Below are 16875 nucleotides of genomic sequence, written 5' to 3'. Positions count from 1 at the left end.
GAAGTCGGTCGATCAATCTTTCATCGGCCTACATGAAAGAACATTCGATCTTCAAAATGCCAGTCATTACTGGCATTTAGGCTTGCCTGGGCTTACACTGACGAACATGCCAATACGCAGGAACTTGTTACCCAAGCTACCCGGCATGTTACCCGCAGTCAGGAGTGTTGTGTGCCCCGTCTCACCGAAAAACCTCTAACCGCCACCTTCGTTGACAAGGTGCGGCCGTCCAATGACCGAACCGAATACCCCGACGCCACTGTTCGGGGCCTGCGCCTGCGCGTTGAGCCGACCGGCAGGAAATCCTGGTCCGTCCTAGGCCGCGCCGATGGCAAGCTGGTCAGGGGGCGCCTGGGCGAGTTCCCAGCCATGTCGCTGGCGAACGCCAGGCTGGAAGCTGTGAAGGTACTGGGCGAGTTGCGCAAGGGCACCAGGCCCAAGGCCGCCGCCACAGCAAAGCGTTCGGTCGAAATGGTGGTTTCCGAGTGGCTGAAGCGGGACCAGTCCTGCAATCGGAGCGCCGCCGAGGTCGAACGGTCATTCCGGAAGGATGTCTTGCCCCAGATCGGCCAGATGGATATCGCCGCGGTCGGCAAGGCCGACATCCACCGACTGCTCGACGCCATCATCGATCGCCACGCGCCTGTGGAAGCAAACCGGGTGTTTAGCCGGTTGCGGCGGATGTTCACCTGGGCTGCCGGCCGCGACTATGTGAGCGCAAGCCCGCTGACGTCGATGGAGGCGCCGAGCAGCGAGCAGTCACGCGACAGGGTACTAACGCCGGAGGAGCTCCGCCTTGTATGGAATGCTGCCGGCCGCGAAGGATATCCCTTCGGACCGATGACCCAGTTACTGATCCTGACCGGTCAGCGCCTCCGGGAAGTCTCGGACGCCCGCTGGTCGGAGTTCGACCTTGACAAAGGCATCTGGACCATCCCAGGCGGACGGGCCAAGAACGGTGTCGAGCACGTTGTCCATCTTGCCCCGGCCGCGCTGGAGGTGCTGGGAACCCTGCCCCGGTATGACGTCGAGTTCCTGTTCACGACAACGCTGACCACCTCCGTCAGCGGCTTCAGCCGTGCCCGCGCCCGGCTCGGGACGGACAGCGGTGTCACCGGATGGTGCTTCCATGACCTGCGCCGGACATTCGCGACGATGGCCAGTCAGGATTTAGGACTCAACCCAGTCGTGATCGATCGTATCCTGAACCACGTCAGCAGCACGGTTCGCGGCATCGCCGCCGTTTACCAGCGGGGTCAGTATCTGGACCAACGCAAGACGGCTCTGAAGGCATGGGCATGCTACGTGGTCGCCCTGGGGCGCACGGATCATATCGAAAATGTAGAGCCGCTGCGGAGGCCGGCATGAGCCGCAAGCCTCCAAAGATCATCGAAGTCTTACACAAGCGGGCTGAACTAAGCGCAAGGGGTGCTCCTCCGCCAGGTTTGGAAGATGCCGCGATAGCGTTATTGGCGGAGATCGGGATACTTAATCATGACTGGCGGAACATACCTGATGAAAATTCTGTCGCACGGCGACGGCGGCAGCAGGAGTTATGGTTGGCGCTGAATTACTCCTTCCGGAGCTTTCTGGAAAGTCAGGGGCATGTCTGTCCGGCTCTCAATGACTTGATAGATGCGCAGCAGAACGTACTGAAGGGTGTTTCCGAGGACCGAATGGCGCACACGCAGCGCGTCGGCAACGCTCTGCCGCTCGAAACGGAGTATGCCCGCGCACTGGTCATCGCTGCGATCAACAAGGCGCCTGCTGGTCGAAGGCGGGAAGTGATCGCGATCGGGGCTGCCCACCTGAGGTTCACGTCCAAGCAGGTCAACGAACTTTTGAAGAACCATCGAAAAGGTGCGTATAGCCGGACACTGAGCGATCTAGTGGAGTCGATTGAGTTTCAGATCGAGGCCGGAGTCGGTGCGCACGTGGTCCAGCTGCGTGAGGCCGGACTGCTCGGGTAGACGACCCCCCTTCGTCTACCCGAAGCTGGAAGCTACTGTCGGCTAACACCAGCCTACAGGAGCGAACATGGACGACCGAACGACCCAACCTTCCTTTCCCAAAGGCGGGGTCTCACCAATGCCGTCGGCGGTTCCCAAGCTGGTAACCGCGAAGGAACTGTCCGCCAAAATTCCGTACAGCGCCGTGCATGTCTGGCGCCTAGAGCAAAAAGGCGAGTTCCCTCGCCGTATCCATCTTGGTTGCAACCGGGTAGCCTGGCTGGAAGCCGAAATCCTCGAATGGCTAGCCAGGAAGCTGGCCGGGCGCGAAGCAGCCGCCCTGACGCGTGAAGCGGCGTAGTTGGACAGTGCCCGGCAAGGACTACAATTGCCGGGCACCTGTAACTCTCAATCTACATGATGCACCAGTGCCCGCCATCTGCTCGCGGGGCACAGCTTCAATTTTAGACAGGGAAACATTCTACCATGGATCATAAGTTCCGTGCAGACAGATACACGCCTTCAGCCAACCGGTAGCAGCACTGCGTAAGACGGTACGATCCTAGCGCCTGATCAAAAACCACGAGTTCAGGCTGAAGCGCGGAAAGATGGTGGGGAGTTCACTAATACCAAGTTCAGGAAGTTCTGACTGGTGCGGCCCAGGAGTAACCGCATGTAGACCGGATCCGTCCAGGCTGGCCGATGAGAGTATTCCAGGTTGTGCAGCAGACTTCGATGATGTGGTTGAGATCGGTGAAGAGGCGGTGTGAGAGCAGGGTGTCCCGCATGACTTGCCACAGACGCTCAATGGCATTGAGTTCCGGACTGTAGGGCGGCAGCGGGACGAGAGTGATGTTGACCGGCACCTCGAGATCGTTAGCGATGTGCCAGCCGGCGCCGTCGATCAGCACGGCGGCATGTGCGGCCTTGCCGACGGCTTGGCTGATCTCGGCGAGCATGAGGTTCATCGCCTCGGTGCTGACCCGGTTGACCACCAGTGCCACCCCGGTGTCGCGCTCCGGACAAACCGCGCCGAAGATGTAGGCGGACTTGAAGCGATGGTCGCGCACCGCTCGAGGTCGCGTGCCGGTCGGGGCCCACAGATGGGTCAGTGAGCCTTTCTGGCCGACCCTGGCCTCGTCCTGGAACCAGACCTCCACCTGCTCGACTTCGGGATGCTGATCACGGATGCATGCCAGCGTCTGGCCGAAGTTTTTTTAAATGTCTCCTGGGCCACAAGATCGGTCTTGGGATGGATCGGCCGGGGCTTCAGCCAGGAAAAGCCCATCCGGCGCAACACGGCGTGCATGCCACCCTGGCTGTAGTCGGCGCCGAAGTGCCGCAGCGACAACGCGCGGATATGGGACAGGCGGTACTCGACCACACCGTCGCGCTCGACCTGCGGGCCGTCGGCGATCAGGGCGGCCAACTCCGGGAGCAGTTCCTCGGCCAGCAGGCAAGGCCGACCCGACCGGGCACGGTCGCGCAGGCCTGCCACACTCGCTTCGTTGAAGCGGTGAACCCAGTCGCGCAGGGTCTGCCGATCCATTCCTCCGATGCGGGCGGCCTGTTCGCGGCTGACACCATCGAGCACCGCGGCCAGCGCCAGAAGCCGGCTGGATACCCGACCATCCCGCTCCAGGCGGGCAAGGCGCCGCAACTCGCTGGCCTCGATGTCTCGTCGGATCGCAACAGCCACCATCATGTCCCTCCGCAGATCAATGCGGTGAAACCGAATCACAAACTGCCCGAGGTAACGTCCAGCGGAGTGGTGGAAATTGGCCCCTGAAGGGTTGAGGCGGCCCGGGTGGAGCTCGCAGAGCGGAACCCGGGCCGCCTCAACCCTCCGCCCCTGGGGCCGCAACGACGCGGAGGTGGTCATCACGCTCATCAGGTAAGGTCGAGTTGCGACACGAGACCAGACCCCGAGAGAGGCATGATGACCAAGGATACGATGACACTTCTGCTCGACCAGATCCAGGCCAGTACCGATGGCGACTTCCTGCGCGCCATCGCCGCTCACACGCTCCAGCGGCTGATGGAGTTCGAGGTCGACGGCCTGATCGGCGCCGGGCGCCATGAGCGCTCCGACGAGCGCACCACATACCGCAACGGCTATCGGGATCGTCAGCTGGAAACCCGGCTCGGCACGCTCGACCTGAAGATACCGAAGCTGCGCCAGGGGACCTACTTTCCGGCTTTTCTGGAGCCCCGCAAAACTACCGAGAAGGCGCTGACGGCCGTGATCCAGGAAGCGTGGATCCAGGGCGTGTCCACCCGCAAGGTCGATGACCTGGTCCAGGCGCTGGGCATGACCGGCATCTCCAAGTCGCAGGTCTCGGCGCTGTGCCAGGACATCGACACCCGCGTGCTGTCCTTCCTCGAGCGGCCGCTGGATGGCGAGTGGCCCTACCTTTGGCTCGATGCGACCTACATCAAGGTCCGCCAGAATGGCCGCATCGTGTCGATCGCGGCAATAATCGCCACCGGCGTCAACCAGGACGGCCGCCGTGAAATCCTCGGGCTCGGCCTGGGTCAATCTGAAGCCGCCACCTTCTGGATCGAGTTTCTGCGTGGTCTGGTCCGTCGCGGCCTGAAGGGCGTGAAGCTGGTGATCTCCGACGCCCACGAAGGTCTCAAGGCGGCCATCACGCAGGTCCTGAGCGCCACATGGCAACGGTGCCGGGTGCATTTCATGAGATCGCTATTGGCCCATGTGCCGAAAAGCCAGCAGTCGGTCGTCTCGGCCGCTGTCCGGCAGGTCTTCGTCCAGCCCGATCGCGAGACTGCCGGACAAGCCTGGCGCCACGTCGCCGATCAGCTCCGCCCGCGCTTTCACAAGGTCGCCGCCCTGCTCGACGATGCCGAACACGACGTGCTCGCCTACATGGACTATCCTGAACCCCATCGTAGCAAGTTGCACTCGACCAATCCGATCGAGCGCTTGAACAAGGAAGTCAAGCGCCGGACCAATGTCGTCGGCATCTTCCCGAACGAGGCCAGCGTTCGCAGGCTTGTTGGTGCTGTACTTCTCGAGCAGAATGACGAGTGGCAACTACAACATCGTTACCTGACGCTTGAAACCATGACCGGCATGGCCGCCAGTGATGAAGCGGCCCTCGCCGCGCTGACAAAGACCTGACCTACGGTGTTGATGGCCTCCTCCTAATTTACACCAGCTTGACGGACGCAATCCTGCCCGATCCCACAAGCCCCGGTAGAAGCCTCTCGCCAGGACGGTGCGCCCTCTTCAAGAGTCAGCATTTACTGAATGCGGTATAACTCACTTGCAGGATTTTCAAGGACTCGGCTGCTGATCGACATCGAGACCAAGGTCGGCGCACTCAGTGACCGGTTCTAAGCTTATCGGGTGATCTATGGGCCAGCCCAGCCCGGACACAAATCGTATCGGAAGACAACATCAGCAATCCGCTGCCCTGGCTTGGTGTGCAGCCAGGGCCCAGGGCAGCTTCAAACAGAAGGGTTTATAAGGTCATGAGTACACAGCATACTACAAGCCACCACGATATGGAAGCCAGCAACGTCGTGCCATCCAGCGGGCCGTCTTGGGAGCATAGGCCGCGACTGCTGGGGAAGCTTCTGTTGGATGTCGCGAAATTGGTGCGACGCCCACGCAAGGTCCAGCAGGCTCTCCGGAGGTTTCCCACCGGCAGGTCCCTGTCGGTTGATGAGTTCAACCGGCAGAAGCTGCGCCTGCCGTTCGGCGTGTGGATCGCCGATAACGGGGCAGCGTATCTCTTCAATCCCGAGTTTGAGCTGCTCTCCATCTGGCCGGCTGGCGCTAAGATGCCTGAATGGTGCGACCTTAACTGGAGCAATGTCATCGTACAGGAGGGGGGAGTTTTCTACGACTATCGTAGCATCCACGACATGGGCCCCTCAAACCTCCATTATGAACTCGAAGCTCTGCTCGGCGCTTGGGAGATGGGTGACCGAACTACAGCGAAAGTACTCCAGGAGTGGCTGGTCAGCCGGCACGTGGCATGCCAGGAGCTTATCCGAGCATGTCAGAAAGAGCCAACGTAACAGAACACGCTCGTCCTGACCGATGAGGCGGCTTGACTAAACGGTGACCGGCAGGGCCGTACCTGCCGAGCACCTGCAATCCCCAGTCCATACGATGCCGTAGCGCCCGCTAACTGCTCGTTTGGCGCAATGAATACTTCAGTGGAGAGATCATAACATGGAACAGGCGTTCCGTGCCAGCACGCCCTTGTCTTCGCCTAACCGTCGTCAACGCCGCGCAGAAGCGGCACGATCCCGCAGCAGGGCAAGGAAGCACAGGCCGACCAGAGCCCAACTGGACTTGATCAACCGGACGACGGACCGCTTCCTTGCACATGGGTGTGACTGCTGTGGCGCACCGGCGGTACCCGGTTTACCCGTGCTCTGCGTGCCCAGTGGCGGCGATTTCCTGGCCGTCTGTGATGGCTGCAAGGCCGTGCACAACATGAAGCCCGTAGTGGCCGTCGTTCCGGATGCGATCACCGACCCGTGGGCGGAGGATGACCGGGACTGGTTCGCCGCTAATCCCGGCCGGTCCCTCCGCCTCCGCAAGACGATGCTCGGTGAGCTTCAAGTGGCGGCGATAGACCGCGGAGCGGAAGTTCCGGCCCAGTTGCCTGGGCATTTTTGGGCCACGGTCAGCTACCAGATCAGGCCAGGCGAAAGGGCCAACTCCTTCCACCGAGTCCCCATCGGCAACTCGATCGACGGTCTGAGCGATCTGGAGATTGCCGCGCACTGCTTTTTAGAGGGCGACCTTGAGACTGCTGAGCAGGAGTTCGATGACATGGTGGCCCTCTCCATCGGCCAGGTCCGTGCCGATGCCCTTATCCGCCGGACGCAATCCCGGCTAGCTGCCTTCAAGGAGGACGTCCAGTGACGATAAGCGCATTATCCTACAACCAAGGTGACGAGCCGAATGTTGGCGCCGTTGAATTTGCGCTCTATTGGTCGAAAGGCAACCCTTTTACACTGATCGCCATTCATGCGAGCGGTAAGCTGATCGGCAGAACCTTCGATCCTGATGAGATCGAAGCCGGAGTACCGAAGTTCGTCAAGTTCCATCAGGAAAACCAGGCGAACATATACTTCGTCCCCAACCAGACACACGGGCCGGTAATGACAAAGCCGGCCAAGGCGGATATGGCCGCCGCGCTCGCTATTTGGGCCGACATCGACCCCCGAGAAGCCGAGGAGATTGAGCCCGGCGGCTGGGATCGGGAACGCCAGAGGCTTCTCGCCCTTGCAGAAAAACTTGCGGCCGATCCTGACTTCCCGCCGACCGTGATCATCGACAGCGGCAACGGCGTCCAGCTGTTCTGGCGCTTTGCCGAGCCATACCCCCTCGACGGACCGAACGGTGAGGCGACACGCCGAAATGAAGCGCTCGCCAAGGCCATCGGGAAAGCGTTGGGCGGCGACAACACCTTCAACACCGACCGCATTATGCGTATGCCGGGAACGTTGAACTTTCCTCATGGGAAGAAAAGGGACAAGGGGCGCGGCATAACCCAGGCGAGGGTTCTATGGTTGGGCGGCGGGGAGTACTCGCCCGATCAGCTGGAGGCATTGCCGGACCGGCTGTTGGCCGAGTCGGGACCATCCGCTTTTTCCGGGGAGGCCATGGACCTTCCCGCAAACCGGCCCCGGAGCGCGATGACGACTCCTGAGATGGGGGCGGCCATTGCCGCCCTGATCAGCGAGATGCGCGCCAAGCGCGTGCTGGAAGTCCGGGAATGGGCCGACCTGTCGCTAGCCCTCCAGTCGGGCCTGGATACCGCCCTGGCCGCGTCCGAGCCCCTGCGGTGCCGCTGGGAGGGTGACACCGCCGGGCTGATGGACACCAGCCGCAGCGGCTTGGACATGAGCCTCGCGTCCATGCTCAAGCAGGCTGGCTTCTCGGGCGTCGATGTCGCGCTCATCCTGCGGGCCTTCGAGCATGGAGCGGCCTGCGACACGGGTAAGCATACCACCGAGGCGGCCCAACTCCGGTATCTCGCACGCTGCGTCGTGCGATCCTTCGACCGGGCGGACACGCCTGCTTGGGTCCTGAAGATGAACGAGCGGCACGCCGTCGTGTTCGACGCCGGCAAGACGTTGGTGATGACGGAAAAGCTCGACTACGCGACTGGAAAGCCGGTCTATGTCTTCAGCTCCCCCGCCCAGATTTCCTCCCTGTACGCGAACCACCGGGTTGAGGTCGGCAGGCGGAAGAACGGGCAGCCGATGCGGCGTCCTCTTGGTGATGCTTGGCTGGAACACGAACACCGCCGGCAATACCTGGGCGGCTTGGTGTTTCTGCCCGGCCAAGTCGCCCCGGCGGACACCTTCAATCTCTGGCGCGGCTTTGGCATCGAGCCTCGCCCGGGTGAGTGGCCGCTGCTGCACCGGCATCTCCTCGACGTCATCTGCTCGGGCAGCACCAGCCTGTGCGATTGGCTGTTGAACTGGTGCGCGCACATGTTCCAACAGCCCATGGTCAAGGCGGAGGTGGCCGTCGTCCTGCGCGGCGGTGAGGGCAGCGGGAAGGGAACCCTGGGGCGTGCTCTCCGCGAAATCCTCGGCATACACGGCATCCAGGTGACCAACCCGAGACACGTGATCGGGAACTTCAACGGCCATCTGCGCGACGTGCTCCTCCTGTTCGCCGACGAAGCCTTCTTCGCCGGCGACCGGGCTGCTGACGGGGTGCTCAAGGGGTTGATCACCGAACCGACGCTGATGATCGAACGCAAGGGGGTGGATGCTGTCCAGGCGCCGAACCTGCTGCGGGTCATCATGGCGACCAACAATGACTGGGCCGTCCCGGCCGCCAAGGACGCACGCCGGTACCTGGTGCTCGATGTTCCTGACACGGTGAAGGGCAACAGGGAATATTTCACCGCGTTGAACGCCGAGATGGAGGCCGGCGGATTGGCGGCGTTCCTCCACGACATGCTCCGACGTGACATTGCCGGGTGGAACCACCGCACGGCGCCGACGACGGCCGGCCTGATCGAGCAGAAGCTCTTCAGCCTGCACGGCGTATCACGCTGGTGGTTCGAGCGGTTGTGTGTGGCCGACGAACCACCCGAACCGACAGATAGCCAGATACAGGTTATAGCGGTAGAAATCGACGCCCACTGCTGGATGACAGGCGCGTCAAAGAACAGCCTGTACCAAGAATATGTCATATGGGTGGGGAACCAGAAAGCTGAATACCGTCCGGAGCCACAGGCCATGTTCTGGAAGCAACTGCGCAGCTTGGTACCTACTATGAAAATGTACCGGCCGCGGCACTCGTCCGGTGAACGACCGCTGTCCATCAGGTTTCCTCCCTTGCGAGACGCCCGCGCCGCTTTCGAGATCGCGATCGGTGGCCCAATCAACTGGCCAGCGGTTTCTGACGGTGAGGGTTCTGAGGACGAATAGCCTCCTTACCCTGCATTGGTCAGGGTGAAAGAGGCATGGGCAGGGTCTTGGTCAAGGATGCCGGCGCGAAATGCCCGCGGAAATGCTGGGCTGGTCAGGGTAGTCAGGGTGGTCGCAGTGAAATCGGTCAAATCGCCCAGCGCTGCAGTGAGAGATATCCTGAGAGCCGCTGCTCAGACATGTGCTTCCATCAACAATACCAACCCTGACCGCCCTGACCACCCTGACCAGCCCAGCAATCCTGCGGGCTTCTATACAGCGTTCACCCTGACCAGACCCTGACCCACCTTGACCAGGCCTGCGCCGGCATGGGCGAAGTGAGCGCTGATCATGATCTGCCTTTTTAAATGCTGGTGGCGCCCCTCCAGCCAGAGGGTTGCTCGCCAACCTCGATTAAGTTCGCCGGCACAGTCCATCCGCCTCTTACGAGGTAAGGTGAGTAACCGCAGGGGCAAAGTGATATAGCCGATATACCGCCTGGGCGAAGATTTTCCCGCTGCCCTGGTCAGAGCCGACTGGGATTTCAGAGCTTTGACCACTGACCCAACTACCCGAACGAGACAGCGGCAATCCGCACTCCATCGCCATATTTTGTGTCTTTATCGTGGCTGAAGCGCTATATATATGTACACAATACCGATTGTGTTCCAGCACCGAAGTGGGCTCAACATGACGGCGGCGACGCGGAAGGTAAGGTCCGGTCTGACCGAGAAGCAGCAACGCTTCGTCGAGAACCTGCTCGGTGGGCTGCAGCCGATTGATGCCTACGTTGAGGCGTATAAGCCGAAGATGACCCGCCGGAGCGCCAGCTATCGGGCGCGAGACCTCCTCAATCATCCAAGGATCATTGCAGCCATGATCGAGGCACAGGAAGCCGCGCGGGAGCGGCGCGTCGTCAGTCTGGAGACCGTCACCGACCTTCTGATCGAGGCCGCCGAGCTGGCCCGCCAGCGCGAGCAACCGGCCGCCCTGACCGGGGCAGCGGTGGCGCTCGCTAAGTTGCACGGGCTGATGGACGCGCCCACGCCGGCCGCCAAGGCCGAGCCGCTCACCGGCGAAGCGCTGGAGGCGGAGTTCCGCTCCGTGATGGCTGCCCTGGGCATCCAGCCGCCCGACGATCTCGCGGGGGCGGTGCTGGCCAATTCAAAGCAACCCTGGACCAAGCTGGGACGGGTTGGACAGGCGGAGCGGAGTTAGCGTCGTGGCTGTCGACATTCCGGCAATCGCTCGCTAGATAACCCCGATAAGGGGTTTTCAGGCAGTGGTTTGGAGACGATAGCGGGGCTGAAGGTTGCGCTTGGGCTTGAACGGGTTGATCTGGTAGGCGATGATGTGAACGAAGGCGTTGATGACGGATCGATGCCTGGACAGATTGAGGGACGAGAACTCCTTGATATGGCCGATGATGGTCTCGGCCATGTTCCGGGCATTGAGCAAGGCTTTATCGTGTAAAGACATGGGCGGCGCCTTCATGTTCCTGCGGACGCGGGTGAACAGCGTCAGCCCGCGACGCAACAGGTCTTCGGCCAGCTTCTGGCCGATATAGCCCTTGTCGCCGAACAGCTTGCCGGTCAGGTCGCGGGTCAGCGCCGGGACTGGCGTGGTGCCATGGACGTTGCCAGGGGTCAGCTGCAGGGCGACAATTTCATTGTCGTTGTTGAAGACGAGGTGCAGCTTGAAGCCGAAGAACCAGCCCATCGAGGTCTTGCCGCGCTGGGCCAGATTGGCAAACACCTTGTGCCGGCTAATGCGATGATTGTCGCAGACCGGCAGGGCGGTGGAATCGATGTAGTAGAGCCCGGTCCTGGTCCCCAGGTGACTGTGCAGGAAGAACACCAGCGGCACGAAGTCGCTTTTCTGCAGGGCGACGAAGTGCTCGTAGCACGGCATGCCGGGAAAGTAGCCGCGCAACAGCGGTTCGGCGAAGCCGTGATAGAAGCTCTTGAGATGCTTGAAGCCTGAACTGTGGAGCACAAGCAGCAGCGTGATGATCTCGCTGGTCGACAGATCCGGCTGCGGCCCGCGTGGCGCCGGCCCGCCGTTAAACCGATTAGCCACCCATGCTGTGAGCGCCATGAGGCGATGGCCCTCCCATCGCTTCGCGATCGGGTCCGAAGGGCACGGGCGCGTGACTGCGCCGCGGGTGCGAGGCCAACGGCGTCAGCTACCTCCTCAACCTGGGCACTAACGCAGTGCTCAAGGCGCGGGTGAGCGGCCTGGGCGAGGACGCCGCCCTCGCCCGGTTGGACCTGGCCGACCTGGCAGCCAAGGTGCGCCGGCACGCCGAGTTGCGCTACGGCGCAAGGAGTCGGGACTGCGAACGCCGCGTCATGGCCCGCGTTGAGGCCTCGGCCCAGGGGGTGGACTGCCGCTTCGTCTGACCAAATTGACCGGCACGCCCCGGACGCTCTACGAGAGCAGATACTGTTAGAGCGGGCGGCGGAGAACCTGATAAAGGACCACAAGCTCCACCTGGCGTCCGACCGGACCTCGTGCACAGCGGCCACCGCCAACCAGTTCCGCCTCCTGGCCCACACCGCGGCTTACTGGCTGCTCCACACCCTGCGCGGCCGGGTGCCCAAGGCCTCGTTCTGGCGCAAGGCCCAGTTCGATATCCTGCGCGCTCACCTGATCAAGGTCGCCGGCCGGGTTTGGGAAACCGCCCAGCGCATCGAGGTCGCCCTGTCGTCCAACTTCGCCTATCCCCACAGCCTGCGCCGGCTCTCCGCCCGCGTCGCCTGGCTTCCGCCGTGACGCCCTAGGCAGCGTGCCCGTGACCACAGTCCTTCCCGCCCACCCACAAGACCACCTCCACCGAGCGGCCCGCGCCACGGATCAGCGCGCCTCAAATCAGCTCCGCAACCTTGTCGTGTGACCCTCTGGGATGCTACGTGAATAATCTGGAATAGCATCTCTCCCCCCGAATCACGACACCTCAGGTGAGATAAAGATTTGAAAAAGGTCCAGAGAAATGCTTTCCCCGCTCAAGAACCACATTTCCTCATGACGGAATGGGTCAATAACGAGGCCGACGCTATACGGATGGCTGAAGAACTGAGCCTGCGTCTTTCTGTCAGTTCCGCTAAAGAAAGCCCCCAAACTTGGATGGCTATGATACCATCCGACAACTGACATTTCCTCCTTCGCCCTCAGGCGTGCAGTATTCCAGACTTGAGATTCCATCGTCAAGGATACGCCAGTGCTCTCGTAGTGTTCGCTCCGGACAAAGTCCTCGACTGCAACGACAAATCCTCCTGTGCTACCCTCTAATGTGTGCACGCTTCCTATGAGCAGTCCACCCATTTCAACATTACGTTCAGAAAGATGTGCCCAAACCCCCTCATGTGCTCGTTGAGCAACTACAACCTTGGGGCGCAACCCATCTCCAAGTGCGACGATGCAGGCGCTTGTGAAGGGCAAGCGTCTCAACAGCTTTCCAATCTCCTGCTGGCGGAAATCCGGCGGCTGTTCGCGCCACACAATCATGTTTCTGCCTCGAATGCGGTACTGCATTTTGGACATCGGACCCTGCCAGACTTACCTTTAGGGAGCGACAAGCTTCCCCGGCAGCTTGGACACTGGACGGTAGTTCTCTCCTCACTCTCACCACGCACGTCAGACCAAGCCATTTTCTTGGGAGTAGCCGATGCGCTCAGGGTCAATGTGTCTGTTGGAAAAGCTCCTGCATGCCGTCGAACAGCATCGCGGTACCAACTTAGAGCGGTACCATTGGCAGGTGATTGACCATTCAATATGGTGGGGTCGAAAGTGATGATCTGAACGATTCGCCTCACGAGCAAGTCAAGCCCTTGTGACGGAAGCCATTTCGTTCCGAAGCATATCTTTCCAGAAGAGTAGACATTGGGATGGAATATGGGTGTCTTGATGGTCGCAGTTGGTTCTTGGAACGGGTATCGCGAAGGAAGGGAAATAAGCACCTTCGTTAGGTTCTGAACAGAGATGGGGTACTGGTTGGATGGTGCTGTTCTCAAACGTATCCCAACCTCAACTTCATTAGGTGGGTTGCCCGAGACTCTGGCAACCTCAATGCGGCCATCCGACTGCCCGCACAATTCAAAAAGTTTCTGAATGTCCTGGTTTCGCCGTTCAATGAACGCTGACATAATTGCCCCCCAGCTTTAGCCAGCAACCAGAACCGGCTGAACTTCAAGCACACTGCCACTCTGCACCACATCCTCTGAGAGTTGCTGCGAGGGCAGTATGGACTTTCCTGTGGATGTATTCACCAACGTGTAATCGGTGTCGGCGGGCAGAGACCAGTTATCCACAGCCGCTTGTATCACATCGCCGCCGGTATTTGTGCGCGACATAGCAACTTCAGCCTTCCGTGTCTGGTCAGCAGTCCTAATAATCACACTTACTTCACTCATGTTCATCTCCATCAAACTCACATATCAGTGTGTGCTGATCCGTTTCCACAACCGCAAACTTAGACGGTATCTGATGGCCGTCGAACCGTTCAGCTATTTCGGCCAGCGTGAACTGGTCTCGAACCTCCATCTCGACATCGCCTGGATCGCTCGCCAATGTTGCGGGAAATCCGTCATCAAACTCTGAAGCTTTACGAAAAATGATATGACTAGCTCCTTCTCCCAACAGCCTATAGCCCACAAGGATTGGCTCGCTCATAACCACAGTAGCGTTTGCCCCTAAGCTGTTCTCCAGACCGCGCACATCGCGCTTGGTGCGTATCAACGTCACGTTTGCGGGAATACGCCCACAGCAGGGGCAATCATCCCGTTTCGCCAAGGTGGTACGTGTGAGATTGCCGGCAATGGTGTCTACGTATAAGCGATTAGGCATCGAAGCCTCATCAGCATCTGTGCCCAATCGCAAACCTGTGGATACCGCAAAGCTGCCAGCAATGCTTGAAGTTATGATCGTCGTGGCAACCTTCCTCTCAACGAAAGACACTTTCTTAAGGTAACCGCAAGAATACCGCTCCGATATACGGCGATACACAGTCTCAGGCAGGTTGCATTCGATGCAGCCAGACTTTAGATTGCTGGAGAAGGGATATGTCTCTACCGACACTGAGCGGCTATCTATACCCACGTTTATGAAGTTTGTTTTGGCTAGGTAGCACAAAGTGTTGCATCTTATTCTTGCTTCGAAATTATCTACGCAGCAGAAAAGAGCATCGAAGGTTTTAAGGCCTGAAACAGAAAGCGTATCCCAGAAATCTCCGCAAACTGCCTTCACTTGCACATTTGGGTCTAGTTCCGTTGCCCGCCATGCGGCTACTTCTGCTTTGTGCATCCCTATGTCAGTCTCGCGAAATAACACGCTGCGCGTGAGATTATGCTCTTCGATATAGTCAAAGTCGAAGATGTGGATTTCTCCGACGCCCAGAAGGCACAAGTTCTTTATGACTTCGTTCCCTACCGCACCAGCACCGATGACGGCGACTCTGGTCTTCGATATAACATCCTGAGAGAACCAATCAATTAAGTTATGGCGATGGTAGCGTGCCGTCATTTCGATGCATCCCCCACTATCTTTTTATACGCTGCGTTTACTATTTTGATCACCTCTTCATTGTGGCGCGCCATAAACGGATCGGACGTGTCAGGATGATAAGTCTTGACTAGCTTGATGTAGGCGGCCTTCAACTCATCTCGGGGGCAATCGGCGGGAACTCCGAGAACTTCATGCGGTGGCTTTGAGGCGAGTGCCGCTATATGGTCGGAGTAGCCTTGGTTGAGACCTTTCCAGCGCATTAGGCGACCTCCAAGATCATGGACTTCTCCGAGACGATAATTTCGGGGCCGAATCTTTGGTGGCTGACCAGAAGCCCTCGAACGCGGATTCGATGCCCGTCCAAGCTCTTAATGTAGGCTGGACCGCCAACCTTTGTGACAGCGCCTCGGAAGAAGACGAGCTTGAAGCCTGAAGTCCATGATTTATCCTCGAACATAACGGCGTAGTCAGACCCTCGGCGGCTAACGCGAACCTCTTTCACTGTTCCCTCAAACGTTACAACTCGGCCAAAATGTTGGCGGAAGTCCGCAAGCGTGATTACGTTCGGGTTGTAATCCCTTCCACGTCCAGTTTTGGCTTGGTCAGTGGAAATGGCGACAATGGCCGCTCGACCGCATGCTACGCAGAGGCCCCCGTTCTCTTCGCGTATAACCGTGTAGCTCTCGGTATGGTAATAAACCTTGCAGTTACCACATTGATACAGACCGAGGGCGATACTCAGCGGAGCGCCCGTAAACGCATCGTGCAAACCTTGTAAGTCTTTTTCTGCCAGCGCGGTCGGTTTTCCCGCTGTGGAACTGTCGGTGAACACTATCGGCGAGGGGCGACTCCGGGAGGGTGATGGTCGGTATGCTGTCTTTGGGGGTGGAGGCGGATTACCCCGTGGAGACGCTGGCTGGTGGCTCGGCTGTGGTCGCGAGTACGTTTGCGTGGGAACGGAAGGTTTTCTAAAAATCTTCACTATCCGATAGAGGACCCATATGCCGCCGAGTAGTAACAGAAGTTCCATCACGATCCGCCGTCCCTGCAAGGGGTTATACCCCCTCGCTAATTCCGCTTACACTTGCGCTTGCCGATGGGACCTTCCCATGCACCTAAGGTGAATGCAAGACGGTTCATAGAGTACTATGCTGGAAACGCTATAGGCCCAGTGTTTCTGCGCTTCCCGCTTGGCTCCCCTGTCGGGTACGCCCGAACGGCTAAGGATGCATCTAATTTCGGGCTGGCGCGCGTCCGCCAACATTTCTGACAAGCATCATACAGGATGTCGCAGAGGTGATCTTGGTAGAACAACGTCTCACGTTCATGCCGGTGACACTTTCCGATCGTGCTCAGGAGTATCTTGGGTTGTCGCAGTTCGCATCGAAGGCTCCCCGCATTCAGCGTGAATACCGCAAGATACTTGTGAAGCTGGTTGAGGTGATCGGCGGCATGCAACCGTCCCGACTAGCAAGCTCGGTCAGCCAATAATACATCGACGCCCTCCAGGAACACTGGCGCGACCATCCCGGCACGCAAACTACACCATTGCGGTACTCAGCGTCGTTTGTACCTTTGGCGTGAAGCGGCGGCGCAGGTACTGAATTCGACCATAGGTGTGGAGGCCTGCCGATTAAACCATGCTGGATCGCCTGGTCCCACGATGACCAGCGGGCTTTCCTAGCGGTTGCGGACCAGACCATGGCGTTGGCCCTCCTGCTCGGCCACTACACCGCGCAGCGCCAGGGTTCATACCTGGGCGCTTGTACCGGCTGAGGTTAGACTGTCGGCCTGCTTCTTCAAGCGGCGGCCTGCACTCCCCGGTGCACCGCTGGGTACTGATTATTGAACTGATCCACGCCATCCGGATCGGCACACCAGTTTTCAAGGAGTCCGTGACGAGACTACCGGCCCCTGGCCTGACCCGTACCGCGATGCAATGGTGCAGGAGAGGGCGGGCTAAACTGACCTGCTCCAGGTCGCCGCCGTGCGAATCGAGCTCAACCCG

At 59.7% G+C, this 16875-nt stretch carries 17 protein-coding genes; 10 read left to right on the top strand and 7 right to left on the bottom strand.

The features are described from left to right. Nucleotides 1–171 precede the first annotated feature (171 nt). The 3 genes from DPR14_RS06600 (at nt 172) to DPR14_RS06590 (ending at nt 2310) form a co-directional block, all read left to right on the top strand. Entirely contained in the window at nt 172–1368 is a 1197-nt protein-coding gene (locus DPR14_RS06600; protein WP_158044434.1) for a tyrosine-type recombinase/integrase, read from the top strand. After that, nucleotides 1365–1970 (top strand): hypothetical protein, encoded by a 606-nt coding sequence (locus DPR14_RS06595; RefSeq protein WP_158044433.1) that lies wholly within the window; start codon nt 1365–1367, stop codon nt 1968–1970. The genes DPR14_RS06600 and DPR14_RS06595 overlap by 4 nt, the downstream gene beginning before the upstream one ends. 67 nt (nt 1971–2037) lie before the next feature. Then, on the top strand, nt 2038–2310 hold the full coding sequence (locus DPR14_RS06590) for a helix-turn-helix transcriptional regulator (RefSeq protein ID WP_211103940.1): 273 nt from the start codon (nt 2038–2040) through the stop codon (nt 2308–2310). A 274-nt stretch (nt 2311–2584) separates the two neighbouring features. Here DPR14_RS06590 and DPR14_RS06585 read toward each other — a convergent pair. Beyond that, nucleotides 2585–3651, bottom strand: a protein-coding gene (locus DPR14_RS06585; RefSeq protein ID WP_158048017.1) for an IS630 family transposase whose coding sequence is annotated in 2 segments (ribosomal slippage) — nt 2585–3168 and nt 3168–3651 — 1068 coding nt in all. Because the reading frame shifts where the segments join, the coding sequence is not laid out codon by codon here. 237 nt (nt 3652–3888) lie between these two features. Here DPR14_RS06585 and DPR14_RS06580 point away from each other — a divergent pair. From DPR14_RS06580 to DPR14_RS06560, 5 genes are all read left to right on the top strand, one after another. Further along, entirely contained in the window at nt 3889–5091 is a 1203-nt protein-coding gene (locus tag DPR14_RS06580) for an IS256 family transposase (protein WP_158048016.1), read from the top strand. A 461-nt stretch (nt 5092–5552) separates the two neighbouring features. Beyond that, nucleotides 5553–5996, top strand: a complete 444-nt coding sequence (locus DPR14_RS06575) for a hypothetical protein (protein WP_158044432.1) — start codon at nt 5553–5555, stop codon at nt 5994–5996. Between the two features lie 157 nt (nt 5997–6153). Continuing rightward, nucleotides 6154–6855, top strand: coding sequence for a hypothetical protein (locus DPR14_RS06570; RefSeq protein WP_158044431.1), 702 nt, complete (start codon nt 6154–6156; stop codon nt 6853–6855). Further along, entirely contained in the window at nt 6852–9386 is a 2535-nt protein-coding gene (locus tag DPR14_RS06565; RefSeq protein WP_192499322.1) for a primase-helicase family protein, read from the top strand. Before DPR14_RS06570 ends, DPR14_RS06565 begins: the two co-directional genes overlap by 4 nt. 669 nt (nt 9387–10055) lie before the next feature. Further along, complete coding sequence (locus tag DPR14_RS06560) at nt 10056–10583, top strand: terminase small subunit (protein WP_192499321.1); 528 nt, start codon at nt 10056–10058, stop codon at nt 10581–10583. Between the two features lie 57 nt (nt 10584–10640). Here DPR14_RS06560 and DPR14_RS06555 read toward each other — a convergent pair whose 3' ends face one another. Then, nucleotides 10641–11462 (bottom strand): IS982 family transposase, encoded by an 822-nt coding sequence (locus tag DPR14_RS06555; protein WP_158044428.1) that lies wholly within the window; start codon nt 11460–11462, stop codon nt 10641–10643. A gap of 116 nt (nt 11463–11578) precedes the next feature. Here DPR14_RS06555 and DPR14_RS28660 point away from each other — a divergent pair, with 116 nt between their 5' ends. Then, a complete protein-coding gene (locus DPR14_RS28660; protein WP_281352693.1) occupies nt 11579–11767 on the top strand; it encodes a hypothetical protein in 189 nt (62 codons plus the stop codon). Continuing rightward, nucleotides 11727–12140, top strand: coding sequence for a transposase (locus DPR14_RS28655; protein ID WP_158044426.1), 414 nt, complete (start codon nt 11727–11729; stop codon nt 12138–12140). The genes DPR14_RS28660 and DPR14_RS28655 overlap by 41 nt, the downstream gene beginning before the upstream one ends. A 171-nt stretch (nt 12141–12311) precedes the next feature. On the opposite strand, the gene DPR14_RS06540 is transcribed toward DPR14_RS28655, so the two are convergent. The 5 genes from DPR14_RS06540 to DPR14_RS06520 are packed head-to-tail and all read right to left on the bottom strand — an operon-like array spanning nt 12312 to nt 15127. Beyond that, entirely contained in the window at nt 12312–12908 is a 597-nt protein-coding gene (locus DPR14_RS06540) for a Mov34/MPN/PAD-1 family protein (RefSeq protein ID WP_158044425.1), read from the bottom strand. Then, complete coding sequence (locus DPR14_RS29025) at nt 12869–13510, bottom strand: zinc finger domain-containing protein (RefSeq protein ID WP_158044424.1); 642 nt, start codon at nt 13508–13510, stop codon at nt 12869–12871. The genes DPR14_RS06540 and DPR14_RS29025 overlap by 40 nt, the downstream gene beginning before the upstream one ends. Before the next feature lie 15 nt (nt 13511–13525). Next, nucleotides 13526–13777, bottom strand: coding sequence for a hypothetical protein (locus DPR14_RS06530; RefSeq protein ID WP_158044423.1), 252 nt, complete (start codon nt 13775–13777; stop codon nt 13526–13528). Next, nucleotides 13770–14885 (bottom strand): HesA/MoeB/ThiF family protein, encoded by a 1116-nt coding sequence (locus tag DPR14_RS06525; protein WP_158044422.1) that lies wholly within the window; start codon nt 14883–14885, stop codon nt 13770–13772. The genes DPR14_RS06530 and DPR14_RS06525 overlap by 8 nt, the downstream gene beginning before the upstream one ends. Then, nucleotides 14882–15127 carry a J domain-containing protein gene (locus tag DPR14_RS06520; protein WP_158044421.1) on the bottom strand — a complete coding sequence of 82 codons (246 nt, stop codon included), beginning with the start codon at nt 15125–15127 and terminating at the stop codon, nt 14882–14884. The genes DPR14_RS06525 and DPR14_RS06520 overlap by 4 nt, the downstream gene beginning before the upstream one ends. Between the last annotated feature and the right edge of the window lie 1748 nt (nt 15128–16875).

The sequence above is a fragment of the Skermanella pratensis genome (assembly GCF_008843145.1).
GTDB lineage: Bacteria > Pseudomonadota > Alphaproteobacteria > Azospirillales > Azospirillaceae > Skermanella > Skermanella pratensis.
The sequence above is the reverse complement of the archived record's forward strand: the minus strand, read 5'-3'. Positions and strand labels throughout refer to the sequence as shown.

Excerpts from the sequence above, each read along its gene's own strand:
- DPR14_RS06595 (WP_158044433.1), top strand. The coding sequence starts at position 1,365 with ATGAGCCGCAAGCCTCCAAAGATCATCGAAGTCTTACACAAGCGGGCT.
- DPR14_RS06590 (WP_211103940.1), top strand. The coding sequence starts at position 2,038 with ATGGACGACCGAACGACCCAACCTTCCTTTCCCAAAGGCGGGGTCTCA.
- DPR14_RS06580 (WP_158048016.1), top strand. The coding sequence starts at position 3,889 with ATGACCAAGGATACGATGACACTTCTGCTCGACCAGATCCAGGCCAGT.
- DPR14_RS06570 (WP_158044431.1), top strand. The coding sequence starts at position 6,154 with ATGGAACAGGCGTTCCGTGCCAGCACGCCCTTGTCTTCGCCTAACCGT.
- DPR14_RS06560 (WP_192499321.1), top strand. The coding sequence starts at position 10,056 with ATGACGGCGGCGACGCGGAAGGTAAGGTCCGGTCTGACCGAGAAGCAG.
- DPR14_RS06555 (WP_158044428.1), bottom strand. The coding sequence starts at position 11,462 with ATGGCGCTCACAGCATGGGTGGCTAATCGGTTTAACGGCGGGCCGGCG.
- DPR14_RS06540 (WP_158044425.1), bottom strand. The coding sequence starts at position 12,908 with ATGTCCAAAATGCAGTACCGCATTCGAGGCAGAAACATGATTGTGTGG.
- DPR14_RS29025 (WP_158044424.1), bottom strand. The coding sequence starts at position 13,510 with ATGTCAGCGTTCATTGAACGGCGAAACCAGGACATTCAGAAACTTTTT.
- DPR14_RS06530 (WP_158044423.1), bottom strand. The coding sequence starts at position 13,777 with ATGAGTGAAGTAAGTGTGATTATTAGGACTGCTGACCAGACACGGAAG.
- DPR14_RS06525 (WP_158044422.1), bottom strand. The coding sequence starts at position 14,885 with ATGACGGCACGCTACCATCGCCATAACTTAATTGATTGGTTCTCTCAG.
- DPR14_RS06520 (WP_158044421.1), bottom strand. The coding sequence starts at position 15,127 with ATGCGCTGGAAAGGTCTCAACCAAGGCTACTCCGACCATATAGCGGCA.